Consider the following 14940-nt stretch of genomic DNA (forward strand, 5'->3'; position numbering starts at 1 on the left):
TCTTAAACGACTAGTCATTAAAGAACGTCCCCAATGACTATTCTATTTTGACGGTTTGCTAGAGCATAACTAACGAAATTAGTCAAGTCACGTCTGTTTAAACAAAATATCGAAGAGTCAAGCAGGTTCTTATCCGATTTAAATCGGTATTAATGAATGCTGTGCTTGTATCTGTTTTCTAAGATGGTCAAACTAATTATGTTTAGCGAGGAATAGCTGAAAACCAGCGATGTAACCAACTTGTAACAAAGCAGGACGTTTAAACAAATAATCCAACCGTTCACATTTTTTCCTATAATTTAGCCACGCTTGCGGCTATACTCTTTTTTGTCGTGTAGGAAATACGTAGACAAAAAGGAGGTTATGTGATGGTAAGTATTGTTCTTGCTAGCCATGGTGACTTGGCGGCTGGAATCAAGCAGACGGGCTCGATGGTCTTTGGCGATCAGCCGTCTGTAGCCGTGGTCTCGCTCGAGCCGAGCATGGGCCCCGACGACTTCCGAGCCAAGGTCGAGGAAGCAGTCGCTTCCTTCGAGGACCAGGAGCAGGTGCTCTTCCTCGTTGATCTGTGGGGCGGCACGCCCTTCAACCAGATCAGCGGTCTCATCGAGGGCCATGATTCCTGGGCTATCGTCACCGGTGTCAACCTGCCTATGCTCATCGAGGCATATTCGCAGCGCTTTGACGCAAAGAACACTGCACATGCGATCGCAAAACATCTCGTGACTGAGGCTAAGGCCGGCGTGCGCGTCAAGCCCGAGTCTCTGGAGCCCGAGGAGAAGAAGCCGGCTGCGGCCGCCGCTGCTCCTGCGGGTGCCATTCCTCCGGGAACGGTGATCGGCGACGGGCACATCAAGATCGCCCACGTCCGTATCGACACGCGTCTGCTGCATGGTCAGGTGGCCACCACGTGGACCAAGCAGATCAATCCCAACCGCATCATCGTGGTCTCCGACGGCGTTGCTCACGACGAGCTCCGCAAGACCATGATTGAGCAGGCTGCCCCTCCGGGAGTCCACGCCAACGTCGTGCCCATCAAGAAGATGGCCGAGGTCGTCAAGGACACGCGCTTTGGCGACACCAAGGCGATGCTGCTGTTCGAGAACCCGCAGGATCTGCTCAGGGCCATCGAGGCCGGCGTCGACATCAAGGAAGCCAACATCGGTTCCATGGCCCACTCCAAGGGCAAGGTCGTCGTCACTAACGCTGTCGCTATGGGCGATGACGACGTCAAGACCATCGAGGCTCTCAAGGCCAAGGGCGTCAAGTTCGAGGTCCGCAAGGTTCCTTCGGATTCCTCCGAGGATCTCGACGCCATGTTGAAGAAAGCTAAGGCCGAACTGGCCGCTCAAGCATAGTAAAGGAGGGTCCGATACATGTCTGCAATCACTATTCTGCTTGTTGCGATTGTCGCGTTGCTTGCCGGTATGGAAGGCATTCTGGATGAGTTCCAGTTCCATCAGCCGCTCGTGGCATGCACGCTTATCGGTCTCGTAACCGGTCACCTTCAGGAGGGCATCCTCCTGGGCGGTTCGCTCCAGATGATGGCCCTTGGCTGGGCTAACGTCGGCGCCGCCGTCGCGCCTGACGCCGCTCTGGCCTCGGTCGCTTCTTCGATCATCATGGTGCTCGCCCTCAACGGTGGCGCCACCGATTCGGCCAAGGCCGTTACCGCCGCCATCGCCGTCGCCGTCCCGCTGTCGGTCGCTGGTCTGTTCCTGACCATGATCTGCCGTACCCTGGCTACCGCTATGGTTCACGGCATGGACGCCTGCGCCGAGAAGGGCGACTTCGCCGGCATCGAGCGTTGGCAGTACGCCGGCATCCTCATGCAGGGTGTTCGTATCGCCATCCCGGCAGTACTTCTGTGCATCATCCCGGCCGAGGCTGTTACCAACGCGCTTAACGCTATGCCTGACTGGCTGTCCGGCGGCATGGCTGTCGGCGGCGGCATGGTCGCTTCCGTCGGTTACGCCATGGTCATCAACATGATGGCCACCAAGGAGACCTGGCCGTTCTTCATCCTCGGCTTTGTCCTTGCTGCCATCCCTCAGCTCACGCTGATCGCCCTTGGCCTCATCGGCATCTCCCTTGCCCTCATCTACCTTGGCCTTAAGGATCTGGCCAAGCAGGGTGGCGGCATGGGCGGTGGCTCCGGTGACCCGCTCGGCGACATTCTGAACGATTACGAGTAGGAGGGGAGTGATACATATGGCAGAGAACAAGATTCAGCTCACCAAGGCTGACCGTAAGAAGGTTTGCTTCCGTCATCAGTTCCTTCAGGGCTCGTGGAACTACGAGCGTATGCAGAACGGCGGCTGGTGCTTCGCAATGATCCCTGCGATCAAGAAGCTCTACACCAGCAAGGATGACCAGATTGCCGCTCTTAAGCGCCACCTGGAGTTCTATAACACCCACCCCTATGTTTCCGCCCCCGTCATTGGCGTTACCCTCGCTCTCGAGGAGGAGCGCGCCAACGGTGCTCCGATTGACGATGTCGCCATTCAGGGCGTCAAGGTCGGTATGATGGGCCCGCTCGCCGGCGTCGGCGACCCCGCCTTCTGGTTCACCCTTCGCCCGATTCTGGGCGCACTGGGCGCTTCCCTGGCCCTGTCCGGCAGCATCGCCGGTCCGCTGCTGTTCTTCTTCGCGTGGAACATCATCCGTTACGCCTTCCTGTGGTACACGCAGGAGTTTGGCTACAAGGTCGGCTCCTCCATCGCCAAGGACCTCTCCGGCGGTCTGATGGGCAAGGTCACCGAGGGTGCTTCCATCCTGGGTATGTTCATCATCGGCGCCCTGGTCGAGCGCTGGGTGTCCATCTCCTTCACCCCGGTCGTCTCCAAGGTCACGCAGTCCGCTGGCGCCTATATCGACTGGGCCAACCTGCCCGCCGGTTCTGAGGGCATCAAGCAGGCATTGACGATGTACAGCTCTGTCGGTGCCAACGCACTCGACCCGGTGAAGGTCACCACGCTTCAGGCCAACCTCGATCAGCTCATCCCCGGCCTTGCCGCCGTGTGCCTGACCCTTCTGGTCTGCAAGCTCCTCAAGAAGAAGGTCAGCCCGATCGTCATCATCCTGGCCCTCTTCGCCGTCGGCATCATCGGTCGCGTCTGCGGCTTCATGTAAGCACGCTTCGGCTTAAGACCGAGAGTTGCTAGGCAAGGGCTTTTGAGCCATTGAAACGGACCGCACCCGGTGGGTACACTGGATGCGGTCCGATTGTTTTTATTGGAGGGCGAGGCGCGTATGGCGCAATCTCAGAACAGCACGGTCGATCTGGCAACGCCGGCAACCTGCCTGATGGGGCTTACCAGTCACGGTAACGTGATGGTGGGCAATAAGGCGTTTGAGTACTATAACGAGCGTAATCCCGAGGATTATATCCAAATCCCGTGGGACGAGGTCGACTATATTGCCGCCGAGGTTTTGCGCGGCACCAAGAAGATTACGCGTTTTGCCATCTTTACCAAAGAGAATGGCCACTTTACGTTTTCGACGCGCGACGATAAAGAGACGCTTCGCGCGGTCCGTAAGTACGTCGACGAGGATAAGCTCGTGCGTTCGCCCGACTTTATCGATGTGACGGCCAAGGGCGCCAAGAGCATCCCCTCCGTTATCAAAAACCTTTTCCACAAAGGCAAGTAGTCATTAAAGAGCGCCCCCTCAAAGTGGGGCGCAGTCTCCCATGTGGCTCGATCGGGAAAGTGCATCCCAGTTCGAGCGTCGATTCCGGGATGTAGTTTTCGGAACGGGGTCGTTTGGGAAACCGTGTCCCGTTTCGAGCCGAAATTCTGGGTCACAGTTTCCCAGCGAGGTCTCATGGGGAAAGTCTGACCCAGAATTTGCCTGGATAGTGGGACGCACTTTCCGGAGGGCTGTTCCACCGCAACTTCGAAGAGTGGGTATACGCTGCATTACAGCGGCGTAAATCTGCTACACTAATACAACATGCCTCCGTAGCTCAGGGGATAGAGCACCGCTCTCCTAAAGCGGGTGTCGACGGTTCGAATCCGCCCGGGGGCACCAGAGATTTGCCGAGCCCGGTACCACCACGGTGCCGGGCTCTTCTGGTCTAAAGGCCGGATTCGGACCGTCGACACCCGCGTCACCAATTTCCCCGCGGGGGGAGTTTTCGAATCCGCCCGGGGGCACCAGAGATTTGCCGAGCCCGGTACCACCACGGTGCCGGGCTTTTCTGGTTCAATGCCATATCAAAAATGAAGCGCCCGCTTGCTGGGGGAGCAAGCGGGCGCCTGTGAGCGAATATGTTTGCGGCGAGAGCCGTAATGAGCGGTTGGGTGGCGACTAGTTGGTCGTACCGGAATCGCCGCCCGTACCCGAACCCGAACCCGAGCCAGAAAGTGCAACCGTCAGCGTAATCGTGTTGTCGGTGGACTGCTTGCCGGTGGGGGAGACGCCCGTAACGGTGGCGTTTTCGTTGCCGCTCACGGGGTTGCCGTTCTGGTCGCAGAACGCGATGTTGTAGAACCCGGCGTTGTTGAGCGCGGTGACGGCGGCGGAGATGCTCTTGCCGTACAGGTTACCCGGAACGCTGGCCTTGCCGGACTTCTTGGCAATGACGACGGTAATCGTGGCGCCGGGCTTCTGCTTGCCGCTGGGGTTCCAGCTGATCACGGTTCCCTCGGTAACTGAGTCGTTCTCCTGGTAGCTCACGTCGACGCCAAAGCCTGCCATATCGAGGGCGTTGCGCGCCTGGGCCTCGGTCATGTCGGTCAGGTCGGGGACGGACGTGGTATCCGGGCCGCTGGAGACCTTGTACGAGATGGTCGTGCCCTTCGCGACTTCCTTACCGGCTTCGGTGCCCTGCTCAAAGACCTGGCCCTCATCGGCCTCGTTGGCCTCCTCGGAGGCGTTGCCCTTCAGGCCAACGCTTGCCAGCGCGGCTTCTGCCTGGTCCTTGGTCAGGCCGACAAGCCGGGGAACCTCAACCTTCTCGGAGGGCTTGGGGCCCTTGGAGATTACCAGGTTCACCTTAGTGCCCTTGGCCTTCTTGGTGTTGCCGTTGGGCGTCTGCTCGGCGACCTTGCCCTCGTCGACATCGTCGTTGTAGCTTTGGTCGATGGTGCCGACCTCGAGGCCGGCTTCCTTGATCAGTTCGACGGCAGTCTGCTGGTCCTTGCCCAGTACATCGGGAACGGTGACCTGCTCGCCGCCAAAGAGTCCTGTGGCAAAGGCCACCACGATGCCGATGACGGCAACGGCTGCCACCACGGCGGCGATGATCTTGTTCTTGTTGGATTTGGGCTTTTCGACCTCGTAGGAGCCGGTGGAACCCGAAACCGAGCTACGGGCGGTATTCTGGCCGCTCACGCCCGAGACGGGACGCACCATGGCGCGCGTCTGATCGGAAAGCTCGCGAGTCTTGGTGGCGCCAAGCTCGCCGGGGGCACCGATGATGCGCGTGGGCTCCGAGATGTTGACGGCACGACCGGACAGGTAGCTGTTGAGCACCTGACGCAGCTCGTCAGCGGTCTGGAAGCGGTTTGCCGGGTCCTTCTCCATGCACTTGAGGATGATGCGCTCAAGGTCGGCGTCGACACCGGAGTTGATCTGGCTCGGCGGAATAGGCAGCTCGTTGACCTGCTTGAGTGCGACCGAGATGGCGTCATCACCGTCAAAGGGCACGCGGCCGGTGGCGCACTCGTACATCACGACGCCCAGCGAGTAGATATCCGAGGTGGGGCCGAGGTCCTGACCGCGGGTCTGCTCGGGGCTGACGTAGTGGGCGGTTCCCAGCACGTTGTTGTCTTGCGTGAGGTGGCTGTTCTTGGCGCGCGCGATGCCAAAGTCCATCACCTTGATGTTGCCGTCGGGCAGCACCATGATGTTCTGCGGCTTAATGTCGCGGTGGATGATCTCATGCTTGTGAGCGACCGAAAGCGCGGAGCTGATCTGCGAGCCGATCTGGGCGACCTTCTTGGGGTCGAGGGCGCCGTGGCTCTTGATGCCGCTCTTAAGGTCGGTACCGCGCAGGTACTCCATGACGATGTAATAGGTGTCGCCGTCCTTGCCCCAATCGTAGACGCCCACGATATAGGGGGAGGAGAGACCGGCTGCTGCCTGGGCCTCCTGCTTAAAGCGTGCGGCGAAGGTTGCGTCGCCAGCATACTGCGGTAGCATGATCTTGACGGCAACCGTGCGGTCGAGGACCTGGTCCTGTGCACGGTAGACGGTCGCCATGCCGCCTGTCCCCACCTTATCCTTGAGGAGGTATCTTCCCCCGAGGACCCTCTGTTCCATTCCTGCTCCTAACATAACTATTCGCTCAACGATGTGTGTAGTACCTACGATGTGGCCGCTGGGGCCGTGTGGCGCGTTGCCGCTAACTCTTCGGCCGCGGCGCGCCTCGGGTGTCCGATTCGATCATGGGCATCACGCTCCCTGTGCGGCGAGCGCCGCGGTCAGGACGATGCCGGCAATCTTGGCCGCCTTGACGTCGTGTTTGTCGTAATCCTCCAAGGCCACCGAGATGGCGACCGTGGGTGAATCGTAAGGTGCAAAGCCAACGAACATCGAGTTGACGTTGGTGCCGCCGGTCTCGGCCGAGCCGGTCTTGCCGGCGACCTTGACGCCGGGGACCTGGGCATCGGTGCCGGTACCGGACTGGACGACGGCGAGCATGGCCTGCTTGACCTGGTCGGCCGTGGCGGAGCTGACGGCCTGACCCAGCGAGCGGGACTGCGTGGTCTTGACCACAGTTCCGTCCGGGGCGAGTACCTGGGCTACAAAGTACGGGTCCATGACCACGCCACTGTTAGCGATGGCGGCGGCAATCACGGCGTTTTGCATGACGGTGGTCTGCGGCCCGGGCGTGTGGTCCATGCCGACAGGCTGGCCGGCGCCGGCCCAGGCGGTCTCCCACTCGGTCATGAGCGACGGGTCGGCCATGATGGAGGCCGCGGAGGTCAGGTCCTGGCCGAGCTTTTGGCCGTAGCCAAAGGCGTTGGCAAACTGCACGAGCGTGTTTGCGCCAACTTCGTTTGCCACTTGGCCAAAGACGACGTTGGAAGACACGGCAAAGGCCTGCTGCAGGCTGATGGTGCCGTAGCTCTCGTTGGCATAGTTGGTGACCGGCGCGTTGCCGATGTCCATGGAGCCGGGCGCCTGGTAGGTGCTGGTAAGGCTGGCGGTGCCGGTCTCGAGTGCCGCGGAAAGCGTAACGACCTTAAACGTGGAGCCCGGCGTGTACAGCGCGTCCATGGCGCGATTGTACATAGAGCCGTCCTCGCCGCCGCCCGCCTGCAGCAGGGCGTCGATGTTGGTGTTGTCGTAGGTGGGCGAGCTGGCACATGCGAGCACCGCGCCGGTACGCGGGTCGATGACCACTACAGCGCCCTTAAAGCCCTTGAGTGCCTGCTCGGCCGCCGTCTGGATGCGCGAGTCGATGGTGAGCTTGGCGGTGTTGCCCGGCTGGGTCTGGCCCGCGAGCGACGCGATGGCGTTGTTCCAGCTGGAGTAGTCCTTAGAACCGGTGAGCGTGTCGTTCATGACACTCTCGATGGCGGTGGTGCCATACTGCTGGCTCACGTAGCCAACCACGTGCGCTGCCAGGTTGCCGTTGGGGTAGGAGCGTACGTAGGTGCCGTCCTCCTGCTGCAGCGACTCGGCCAGCGTCACGCCGTCGGACGTGATGATGGAACCGCGCTGGATGTACTTGGAGCGGGCGATAGTGTGGTTGTTGGTCGGCATATCCTGATAGTCCTTGGCCTTGATGACCTGGACATAGGTGAGGTTGCCGATAAGGATGGCGAACAGCGCCGTAAAGGCGAGCACCGCACGGGTTAGACGGTTGGCGAGCGCAACGCGGCCGAGCACACCGGATTCAGGCGTGTCGAGCAGGCGACGGCGCATGCGCGAGCCGACGGAATGGCTGCCGCTGCCGTAGGAAGACGAGGTGGCAAAGCGCGTGCCCGTCGGGGCGGCGGCAGATGCGACCTGATCATCGGTGATGGCAGCCATGGTGCCGGTGCCGGTAAGCTCGGCCTCGCGTCCGGTCGCCTCGTCACCGGCGCGCAGCAGGAGCGCGACGATGATAAAGCTCGCCAGCAGCGAGGAACCGCCCTGGCTCATAAAGGGCAGGGTGACGCCGGTCAGCGGGATCAGGCGGGTAACGCCGCCCACGATCAAAAAGGCCTGGAAGCTGATGGCGGCCGTAAGGCCCGTGGCGCTAAAGGCGGCGAGGTCGGATTTAGCGCGGGCAGCCGTGGTGAGGCCACGCACGGCAAAGAGCATAAACAGGATGAGCACGGCGCCGCCGCCCAAAAGGCCCATCTCCTCGCCGATGGCAGAGAAGATAAAGTCGGACTCGACGACAGGGATGTTGTTGGCCATGCCGTTGCCGATACCAACACCGACCAGACCGCCATCGGCAAGCGAGAAGAGCGACTGGACGATCTGGTAGCCCTGGCCCTGGGCGTCCTTAAACGGATCGACCCAAACTTGGAAGCGCACCTGAACGTGCGACAGGAACTTGTAGGCGCCCACGGCGCCGACGGCCAAGAGCGCAAGGCCGATAACGACATACGAGAATCGACCCGTGGCAACGTAGAGCATCAGCAAGAAGATGGTGTAGAACAGCACGGCCGAACCCAGGTCGCGTTCGAAGACGACAACGAGTAGGCACACGCCCCACACGGCAAACAGCGGCAGCAGCAGTCGCAGGCGAGGGATCTTAAAGCCTAGGATCTTGCGGTTGGAGATGGAGAGCAGCTCGCGGTTCTCGGCCAGGTACCCGGCCAGGAACAGCACGATAAAGACTTTGGCGAACTCGCCGGGCTGGATGGTAAAGCCCGCGATGCGAATCCACAGCTTGGAGCCCGAGATCGTGGTGCCGATAAAGATAGGCAGCATCAGCAGAATGATGCCGATGATGCCAAAGGTGTACTTGTAGCGCATGACTACGTCGAGGTTCTTAACCAACGCGAGCGTTCCCACCATGAGCGCCACCGAGACAAACAGGATGATGAGCTGTGAGATGGCGAGAGCGGGGGCGAGACGCGTCACGAACGTGATGCCGATGCCCGAAAGCACAAAGACAATGGGCAGGATAGCGGGGTCGGCACCGGGCGCCAAGATGCGCACGGCAATGTGGGCCGCGGCAAAGGCGGCAAAGAGGCCGATCGGTACGGCGAGCGTCTCAAAGGAGATGGCAGCGCCCGCGGTGAGGACGTACATCGCATGCAGTAGGATGACGGGGAACGCCGAGGCGATGAGCAAGAGCAGCTCGGTGTTGCGGCGACTCATAAGCGGCACTCCCTTTCTAGTTCTTTTCGGAGGCTTCGGCCTCGGCGGACTGTTCGGCGGTTTTCTCGGAATCTGATTCGGAGGTCGATCCCTGATTGGTGTTGTCGCGAATCGTTTGCGCGTCGATCACCTGGCGGGTCTGCTCCTCGTCGATCTGGTGGCGGTACTTGGATATCGTGTCCTGCGCATCGTCGACACTTGTTTGCGGAATGCCCGCCTTGAGGCGGTTTTGCGTGTCTTCGGGCAGGTCGGACAGCTTAATACTGGTTTCGCTTTCGAGCCAGTGAAGCTTGAGTCCGAGCGGCTTGCCGGGCAGGCCGCGCCAGACGGCGACATTGCCCTGGTGGGTACCCAGGTAGTACGAGCCGGTGACACCCGTGTAGGCCCAGATGCCAGCTGCCAGCACAAAGACGAGGGCCAGGATGGCGGCGATAGTAATGTTGCGGCGACGCACGCGTTGCGCCTCGCGCATAACGCCATCGTCAACCAGGTCAACGACTACTACGGTCACGTTGTCGTGGCCGCCGGCGGCAAGCGCCGCGTCCACTAGGTTGTCGACGCAGATTTGCGCGGTTGAGGACTGCGTGGCGATGTTCTCGATATCGCTATCAGGAATCATGCTCGAAAGGCCGTCAGAGCAAAGGATCAGGCGGTCGCCTTCCTCGATATGCAGAGTGAAGTGGTCGGCATACATGGCGGGGTCCGAGCCCAGCGCACGGGTGATGACCGAGCGGTTGGGGTGGACGCGAGCCTCGTCTGCCGTAATCTCGCCGGCGTCCACGAGCTCCTCCACGTAGGAGTGGTCGCGGGTCACGCGGATGAGCGTGCCCTCGTGGAGCAGGTAGGCGCGAGAGTCACCCACGTGGGCGATGGCGAGCGTGTCGTTTTCGATATAGGCGCAAGTGGCTGTGCAGCCCATGCCGGGCTTGCCCAGGCCGTTCAGGGCCGCCTCGATTACGGCGGCGTTGGCTGCCTCGACGGCTGCGGCCAGGCGTGCTGCGTCGGCGGACTGCGGGGCCGTCTTGGCAATAGTCTCGACGGCGATGGAAGAGGCTACCTCGCCGGCGGCGTGACCGCCCATGCCGTCGCATACGCAAAAGAGCGGCGACTGCACCAGGTAGGAATCCTCATTGTGCGGGCGTACGCAGCCAACGTCAGAGCGGGCGCCCCACATGAGTTGCGTGGTGGTGCCGGCATCATAGGTCGAGTCGGTCTCGATGCGCTCCTCGGTCAGGGGCTCAAAGCTCATGGTCGAGCCGGGGTCTTTGAGCTTGGCCTCAACGGCGGCAACGTCGATCTCGGCTGTGTCACCGGGAGAGACGGTGTCGGTCTCGGCGTTTGATTCGGAATCGCCGGTGTCCGGGGAGCCGGGCTCTGCGGACGCGCAGGCGATCGACTCGTCGTCTTGCGGGCTGACGTCTATAGGCTCGGGCGTCGCAAAGTGCGACGGCGCGGGTGTGCTTTGCGACTGGGCGGCGGGCTCGGCCACGGCATCGGACTCGCTTGCGGGCGCAGGCTGCGGGGCCTTGGGTGCAGGGCCGTCCTCGGGGGATGGCCCCGCCTCGGGCGCCGGCGTAGACGCGGGCGCAACCTCGGATGCCGGGGCTATGGGAAACGCCGGCGCGGCGGGTTCGGGTGCCGCAAACACCGCAGCGCTCTCGTTGATTGCCGCGGCGACGGGCTCTGCAAAGTGAGCCGGCGCCGGGGTTGCTTCGGGCGCTGTGGGCTGTTCCGCAGCATGTGCGCCGATGGGCGCCGCTACGGCATCCTCTTCGCCCTCGTTATCGGCGAGATCCGAAATATCATGCGTTACATGCGAAAGAGGCAGGGAGAACACGGTGTCCTCGGGCTCCACGGGTGTGGAGTCCGCCGGAGCGGCGTGGGCCGGTGCAGCTACGGCGGCAGCCGGTGCCTCGGTCATGGTTGCGGACTTGTTCTCCTCGTCGATCATCGACGGTTCACCTTCATGACCACGTCGCCAATCTGGACTTCGTCGCCCTCGCGCAGCGTTGCGGGCTCCACAAGCTGGCGGCCGTTGACGAGCGTGCCGTTAAGCGAGTTGAGGTCCTCGATGATGAGCGCCGGGCCCTGCAGCGAAAAGCGCGCATGCGAGGCCGAGACGAACGGTTCGTTGATGCAGATGTCCGAAGATGGCGAGCGACCGACGATGACGGGGCCGAGCATGTCTACGTGGATGCCGCGGATACCGCGCGGACCCTTGTCCACATCGATCGTCCAGATAGCCGAGTCGCGACGCTGCCCGCGCACAAGTCCCACGCCGGTCTTCATGACGGCGAACAGGAAGATATAGAGCAGGGCGACCAGGACGATGCGGCCTGCAAAAAGGACGATATCGATGTTCATAAGAGACTATCCCCTAAATTCAAAGGTGCTCAGGCCAAACGTCAGCAGATCGCCGTTGCGCAGCGGGCAGCGCGTAATGCGGCGGTTGTTGACGAGCGTGCCGTTGGTGGAATTGAGGTCCTCGATCGACCAATCCGAGCCCGTAAAGGTGAGCTGGGCGTGGCGGCGCGACACGTTGGGGTCGCGCAGGGCAATATCGGAAACTGAGCGCTCGCGACCGATAGTCACCTGTGCGGAGGTGATGCTATGGCTCTCGCCGCTCACGACGTCGACGAGCTGGGCGAGCGGGCGCTGTGGGGCGCGAGTGCTCGCCATGTTGGAGGCGATGCCGGCTGCGGCGCCTAGGCCCACGGCGGCACCGGTCGCGGCGGCTCCGCCCATGCCGGCAAGCGCGTCGCGCGAGACGGTCTGCGGCACCGGGATAGGAGCGGCGGGGTCGGGGACGCTAGGCGCGAAGGGATCTGCTACGGCAAGCGGGTCAGGAGCGGCGGCGCGAGGCGTCGGCTGCTGCTGGGGCATGGCGGCGGGGCGCTGCGGCTGCGGGGCAGCAAACTGCTGCTGGCCGGCGCGCGGGGCGCTGGCGGCACGGCTTGCCGCGGAGTTGTTTTGGCCCAGACCGTTTTGATAGGCGCGCTCTTCTTCGTACAGGCGGCCGAGCGTGGGGGCATCGACGTTCTCGGCAAAGACCGAGAACTTGCCGGCGCGCAGCTGCGGATCGATCATAAAGCGCACGAGGGGCTCGCCGACAAAGACATAACGGCGCTTTTCGGCCTGCGCTTTCACAAACTCGCGGACCTCGCGCGAAAGCTCGGGGTAGAACGGGGCGAGCATGGGATCGTCGTCGGCGGCGATCAGGATGGTATAGAGTGCCGGCGCCGTGTTGACGCCGTTAATCACCAGAGTCTGATCCTCCATGTCGCGAGCGGCCTGCTTGGCAAGCTTCTTAAAGGAGAACGGGGCACGGGTGGCACCGAAGATGCCGGCCACGTGGTCCTCGAAGATGTTCAGGAAGTTCACGAAAGATCACTCTCCGTATAGGTTCTTTGGTATCCGAGCAAATATAGGCATATCCCAACGATTATAGAGGATAGGGTTCCCGCAACTGCCGCCTTGGCGGCGACCGCGGCTGCAAGGCTGGCAATTTCCATATGGTGTGCAAGACAGGATGCCGCTGCGCAGCCGATGCCGGTGACGGCGATGGCGGCGATTGCGGCAAGGTTTGAGCCCTGGTCGGCACGCTTGGCATGGGCATTGAGCAGCGCAGATGACGCTGCGGCAGTTGTCGCGACCAGCACAAAGGCAGCCCAAAGGAGCGGGTCTTCCAGCGCTGCGGCAACGTTACCGAGCCCCAGCACGCCTCCGGCTGAAAGCGCGACCGTCGCCAGACGGGCAAAAAGCACGCCCATGCCCGTTGCCGCGGCGGCGCTTGCCGGGCCGAGCCAAAATGACGCGACGCCGGCGGCGACCCCAGCTGCCAGGAAGGTATTGCCAGTCAGACAGCCAAGCGCGAGTGCACAGGTGAGCGCGGCGCTCGCGGCAGCCTCGGTGCGACCCCAGGCGATCCACCAACCGGACATGGCAGCGGCAAAGATCACCGCGACGGGCAACATCGACAGGATGCCCTGCGCCTGCATGGTGGCGTTGGCCATGAGCACCAAAAAGCCCACAGCCGAGATGGCCGAGCCGATCTGGGGGGCCAGGCCAGCCGCCGCTCCGATCGCGATAGCCGCAATGACCAGGCCGGGAAGCGCCGCGACCCCGGCCGTTTGCATCAGCAAAAAGCTAAAGGCGCCGCACGTTAGCGCCGAGATAGCGTGCATGGTGTAGTCGCGCGCATGGCTCCAGCGCGTGCCCGCCCAGCCGAGCGCGGGGTCGACCTCGATGGCGTCGTCCTCGTAGTACGACGGCTCGATATCGTCGAGCTCCTGCTCGTCATCCGAAAGCTCGCCAACCATTTGCTCCAGACTGCGACGGCCCTCGCGCACGCTGCCCAGACCGGCAAGGAGTTGGTCGCAAAATGCCTCGATGCTGTTGGGGCGGTCCTGCGGCATGGGGGAGAGCGCGCTCATGAGCGCGGCCTCGGCTCCCGGGGGAAAGTGTGGTATCAGCTCGCTGGGATAGGTGGCGCCGCCGATGATGCGGTCGAGCGAGTCGGCGGGCGTGGCCGCCATAAAGGGAGCGCTGCCGCACAAGCCCTCATAGATAACGCAGGCAAGGGCAAAGACATCGGCGCGTTCGTCGACCGTGCCGGTCTCGATATCGAGCTGCTCGGGCGGCATGTAGCCGATGGTGCCGCCGCGCGAGCCGCCAAAGCCACCGGCGGACGACAGTCGCGCCATGCCAAAGTCGGTGAGCTTTACATTGCCCGAGTGGTCGATGAGCACGTTGGCGGGCTTAATGTCCAGGTGGAGTACGCCATTGCTATGGGCGAAGGTGAGCGCCTGGCCCAGGGCATCGGCAATGGCCGCGGCCTCGTCAAAGGTGAGCGAGTGGCCGTCCACGCGATGCAAAAATTCGGCCAGCGACATACCGTCGACATACTCCATGACCAGGTAGGCATAGGCGGTGTCATGCGTAAAGTCGATGACCTGCACGATATTGGGATGTTGAAGCATGGCGGCAGTGTGCGCCTCGCGCAGGACATCCATGATGTCGCTGGCGGGCATGCCGGCGCCGTTGATAAGGGGGATGCGCTTAATGGCGACGCGGCGGCGCAGGTGCGTGTCGCGGCAAATCTCGATGGAGCCAAAACCGCCGGTCGCAAGTGTCTCGAGCGGCTGGTACCGCTTGAGCAGCTCGCGAGAGCTGGTGCCCTCCAAAGGAACGTCCGGCGAGAACCGGGCGGTATGTTGCGAGAAAAGCGGCATGGCCAACCCTCGTGCGTTTAAAGTTCGTTTGCGAGTGGCGGGCGCGGAGCCGAGCCGTTCGCGGTGGCATAGATGCTGCTAGTGTAGCACGCTCGGGTGCATGGTGAAGGTAGCGGGGCGAGGTGGCCTATCTGACTTGGCCCTCGTCTCAACGCATACGGAAAGCGCGCCCCAGTTTTCGGTCAAATTGTGGGATGCGTTTTCCGGATGGGGAAGGCTGCGGAAACTGTGTCCCAGAATATTGGCCCAGAATGGGATGCAATTTCCAGATCAGCGCTCAAAAGGAAAGCGCATCCCGCTTTGATGCGGGGACTGCGGACAAAAGCTGGACCGTGATCTGGCTCGGATTGGAGTTCGCCTGAATCGTTGATGCTGGCTGGTGTGGGCGCGGAGATAAACGAGCAGTCCGAGCGATATAATGACACGCTATGGAGGCCAT

At 62.1% G+C, this 14940-nt stretch carries 10 protein-coding genes and 1 tRNA gene; 5 read left to right on the forward strand and 6 right to left on the reverse strand.

Annotated features, from left to right (window positions below; genetic code table 11):
• Positions 1-368: 368 nt before the first annotated feature.
• From DXD16_RS09190 to DXD16_RS09210, 5 genes are all read left to right on the forward strand, one after another.
• Positions 369-1358 (forward strand): PTS sugar transporter subunit IIB, encoded by a 990-nt coding sequence (locus DXD16_RS09190; protein WP_117637934.1) that lies wholly within the window; start codon positions 369-371, stop codon positions 1356-1358.
• An 18-nt stretch (positions 1359-1376) separates the two neighbouring features.
• Complete coding sequence (locus tag DXD16_RS09195) at positions 1377-2195, forward strand: PTS mannose/fructose/sorbose transporter subunit IIC (protein WP_089573274.1); 819 nt, start codon at positions 1377-1379, stop codon at positions 2193-2195.
• A gap of 16 nt (positions 2196-2211) precedes the next feature.
• On the forward strand, positions 2212-3132 hold the full coding sequence (locus DXD16_RS09200; RefSeq protein ID WP_117564942.1) for a PTS system mannose/fructose/sorbose family transporter subunit IID: 921 nt from the start codon (positions 2212-2214) through the stop codon (positions 3130-3132).
• Between the two features lie 120 nt (positions 3133-3252).
• Complete coding sequence (locus DXD16_RS09205; RefSeq protein WP_117655887.1) at positions 3253-3651, forward strand: DUF956 family protein; 399 nt, start codon at positions 3253-3255, stop codon at positions 3649-3651.
• Positions 3652-3956: 305 nt separating this feature from the next.
• Positions 3957-4032, forward strand: a tRNA-Arg gene (locus DXD16_RS09210).
• A 279-nt stretch (positions 4033-4311) separates the two neighbouring features.
• Here DXD16_RS09210 and pknB read toward each other — a convergent pair.
• From pknB to DXD16_RS09240, 6 genes are all read right to left on the reverse strand, one after another.
• The gene (gene pknB, locus DXD16_RS09215) at positions 4312-6267 is read right to left on the reverse strand and encodes a Stk1 family PASTA domain-containing Ser/Thr kinase (protein ID WP_117655888.1); all 1956 of its coding nucleotides are present in this window, start codon (positions 6265-6267) and stop codon (positions 4312-4314) included.
• A gap of 132 nt (positions 6268-6399) precedes the next feature.
• On the reverse strand, positions 6400-9270 hold the full coding sequence (locus tag DXD16_RS09220) for an FtsW/RodA/SpoVE family cell cycle protein (protein ID WP_117655889.1): 2871 nt from the start codon (positions 9268-9270) through the stop codon (positions 6400-6402).
• A gap of 16 nt (positions 9271-9286) precedes the next feature.
• On the reverse strand, positions 9287-11221 hold the full coding sequence (locus DXD16_RS09225) for a Stp1/IreP family PP2C-type Ser/Thr phosphatase (RefSeq protein WP_117655890.1): 1935 nt from the start codon (positions 11219-11221) through the stop codon (positions 9287-9289).
• Positions 11218-11634 carry an FHA domain-containing protein gene (locus DXD16_RS09230; RefSeq protein ID WP_006235180.1) on the reverse strand — a complete coding sequence of 139 codons (417 nt, stop codon included), beginning with the start codon at positions 11632-11634 and terminating at the stop codon, positions 11218-11220. Before DXD16_RS09230 ends, DXD16_RS09225 begins: the two co-directional genes overlap by 4 nt.
• A 6-nt stretch (positions 11635-11640) precedes the next feature.
• Entirely contained in the window at positions 11641-12651 is a 1011-nt protein-coding gene (locus DXD16_RS09235; RefSeq protein WP_117564937.1) for an FhaA domain-containing protein, read from the reverse strand.
• The gene (locus tag DXD16_RS09240; RefSeq protein ID WP_117655891.1) at positions 12648-14501 is read right to left on the reverse strand and encodes a serine/threonine-protein kinase; all 1854 of its coding nucleotides are present in this window, start codon (positions 14499-14501) and stop codon (positions 12648-12650) included. Before DXD16_RS09240 ends, DXD16_RS09235 begins: the two co-directional genes overlap by 4 nt.
• Positions 14502-14940: the final 439 nt, after the last annotated feature.

It is taken from the genome of Collinsella sp. TF11-5AC (genome assembly GCF_003436775.1).
Taxonomy (GTDB): Bacteria; Actinomycetota; Coriobacteriia; order Coriobacteriales; family Coriobacteriaceae; genus Collinsella.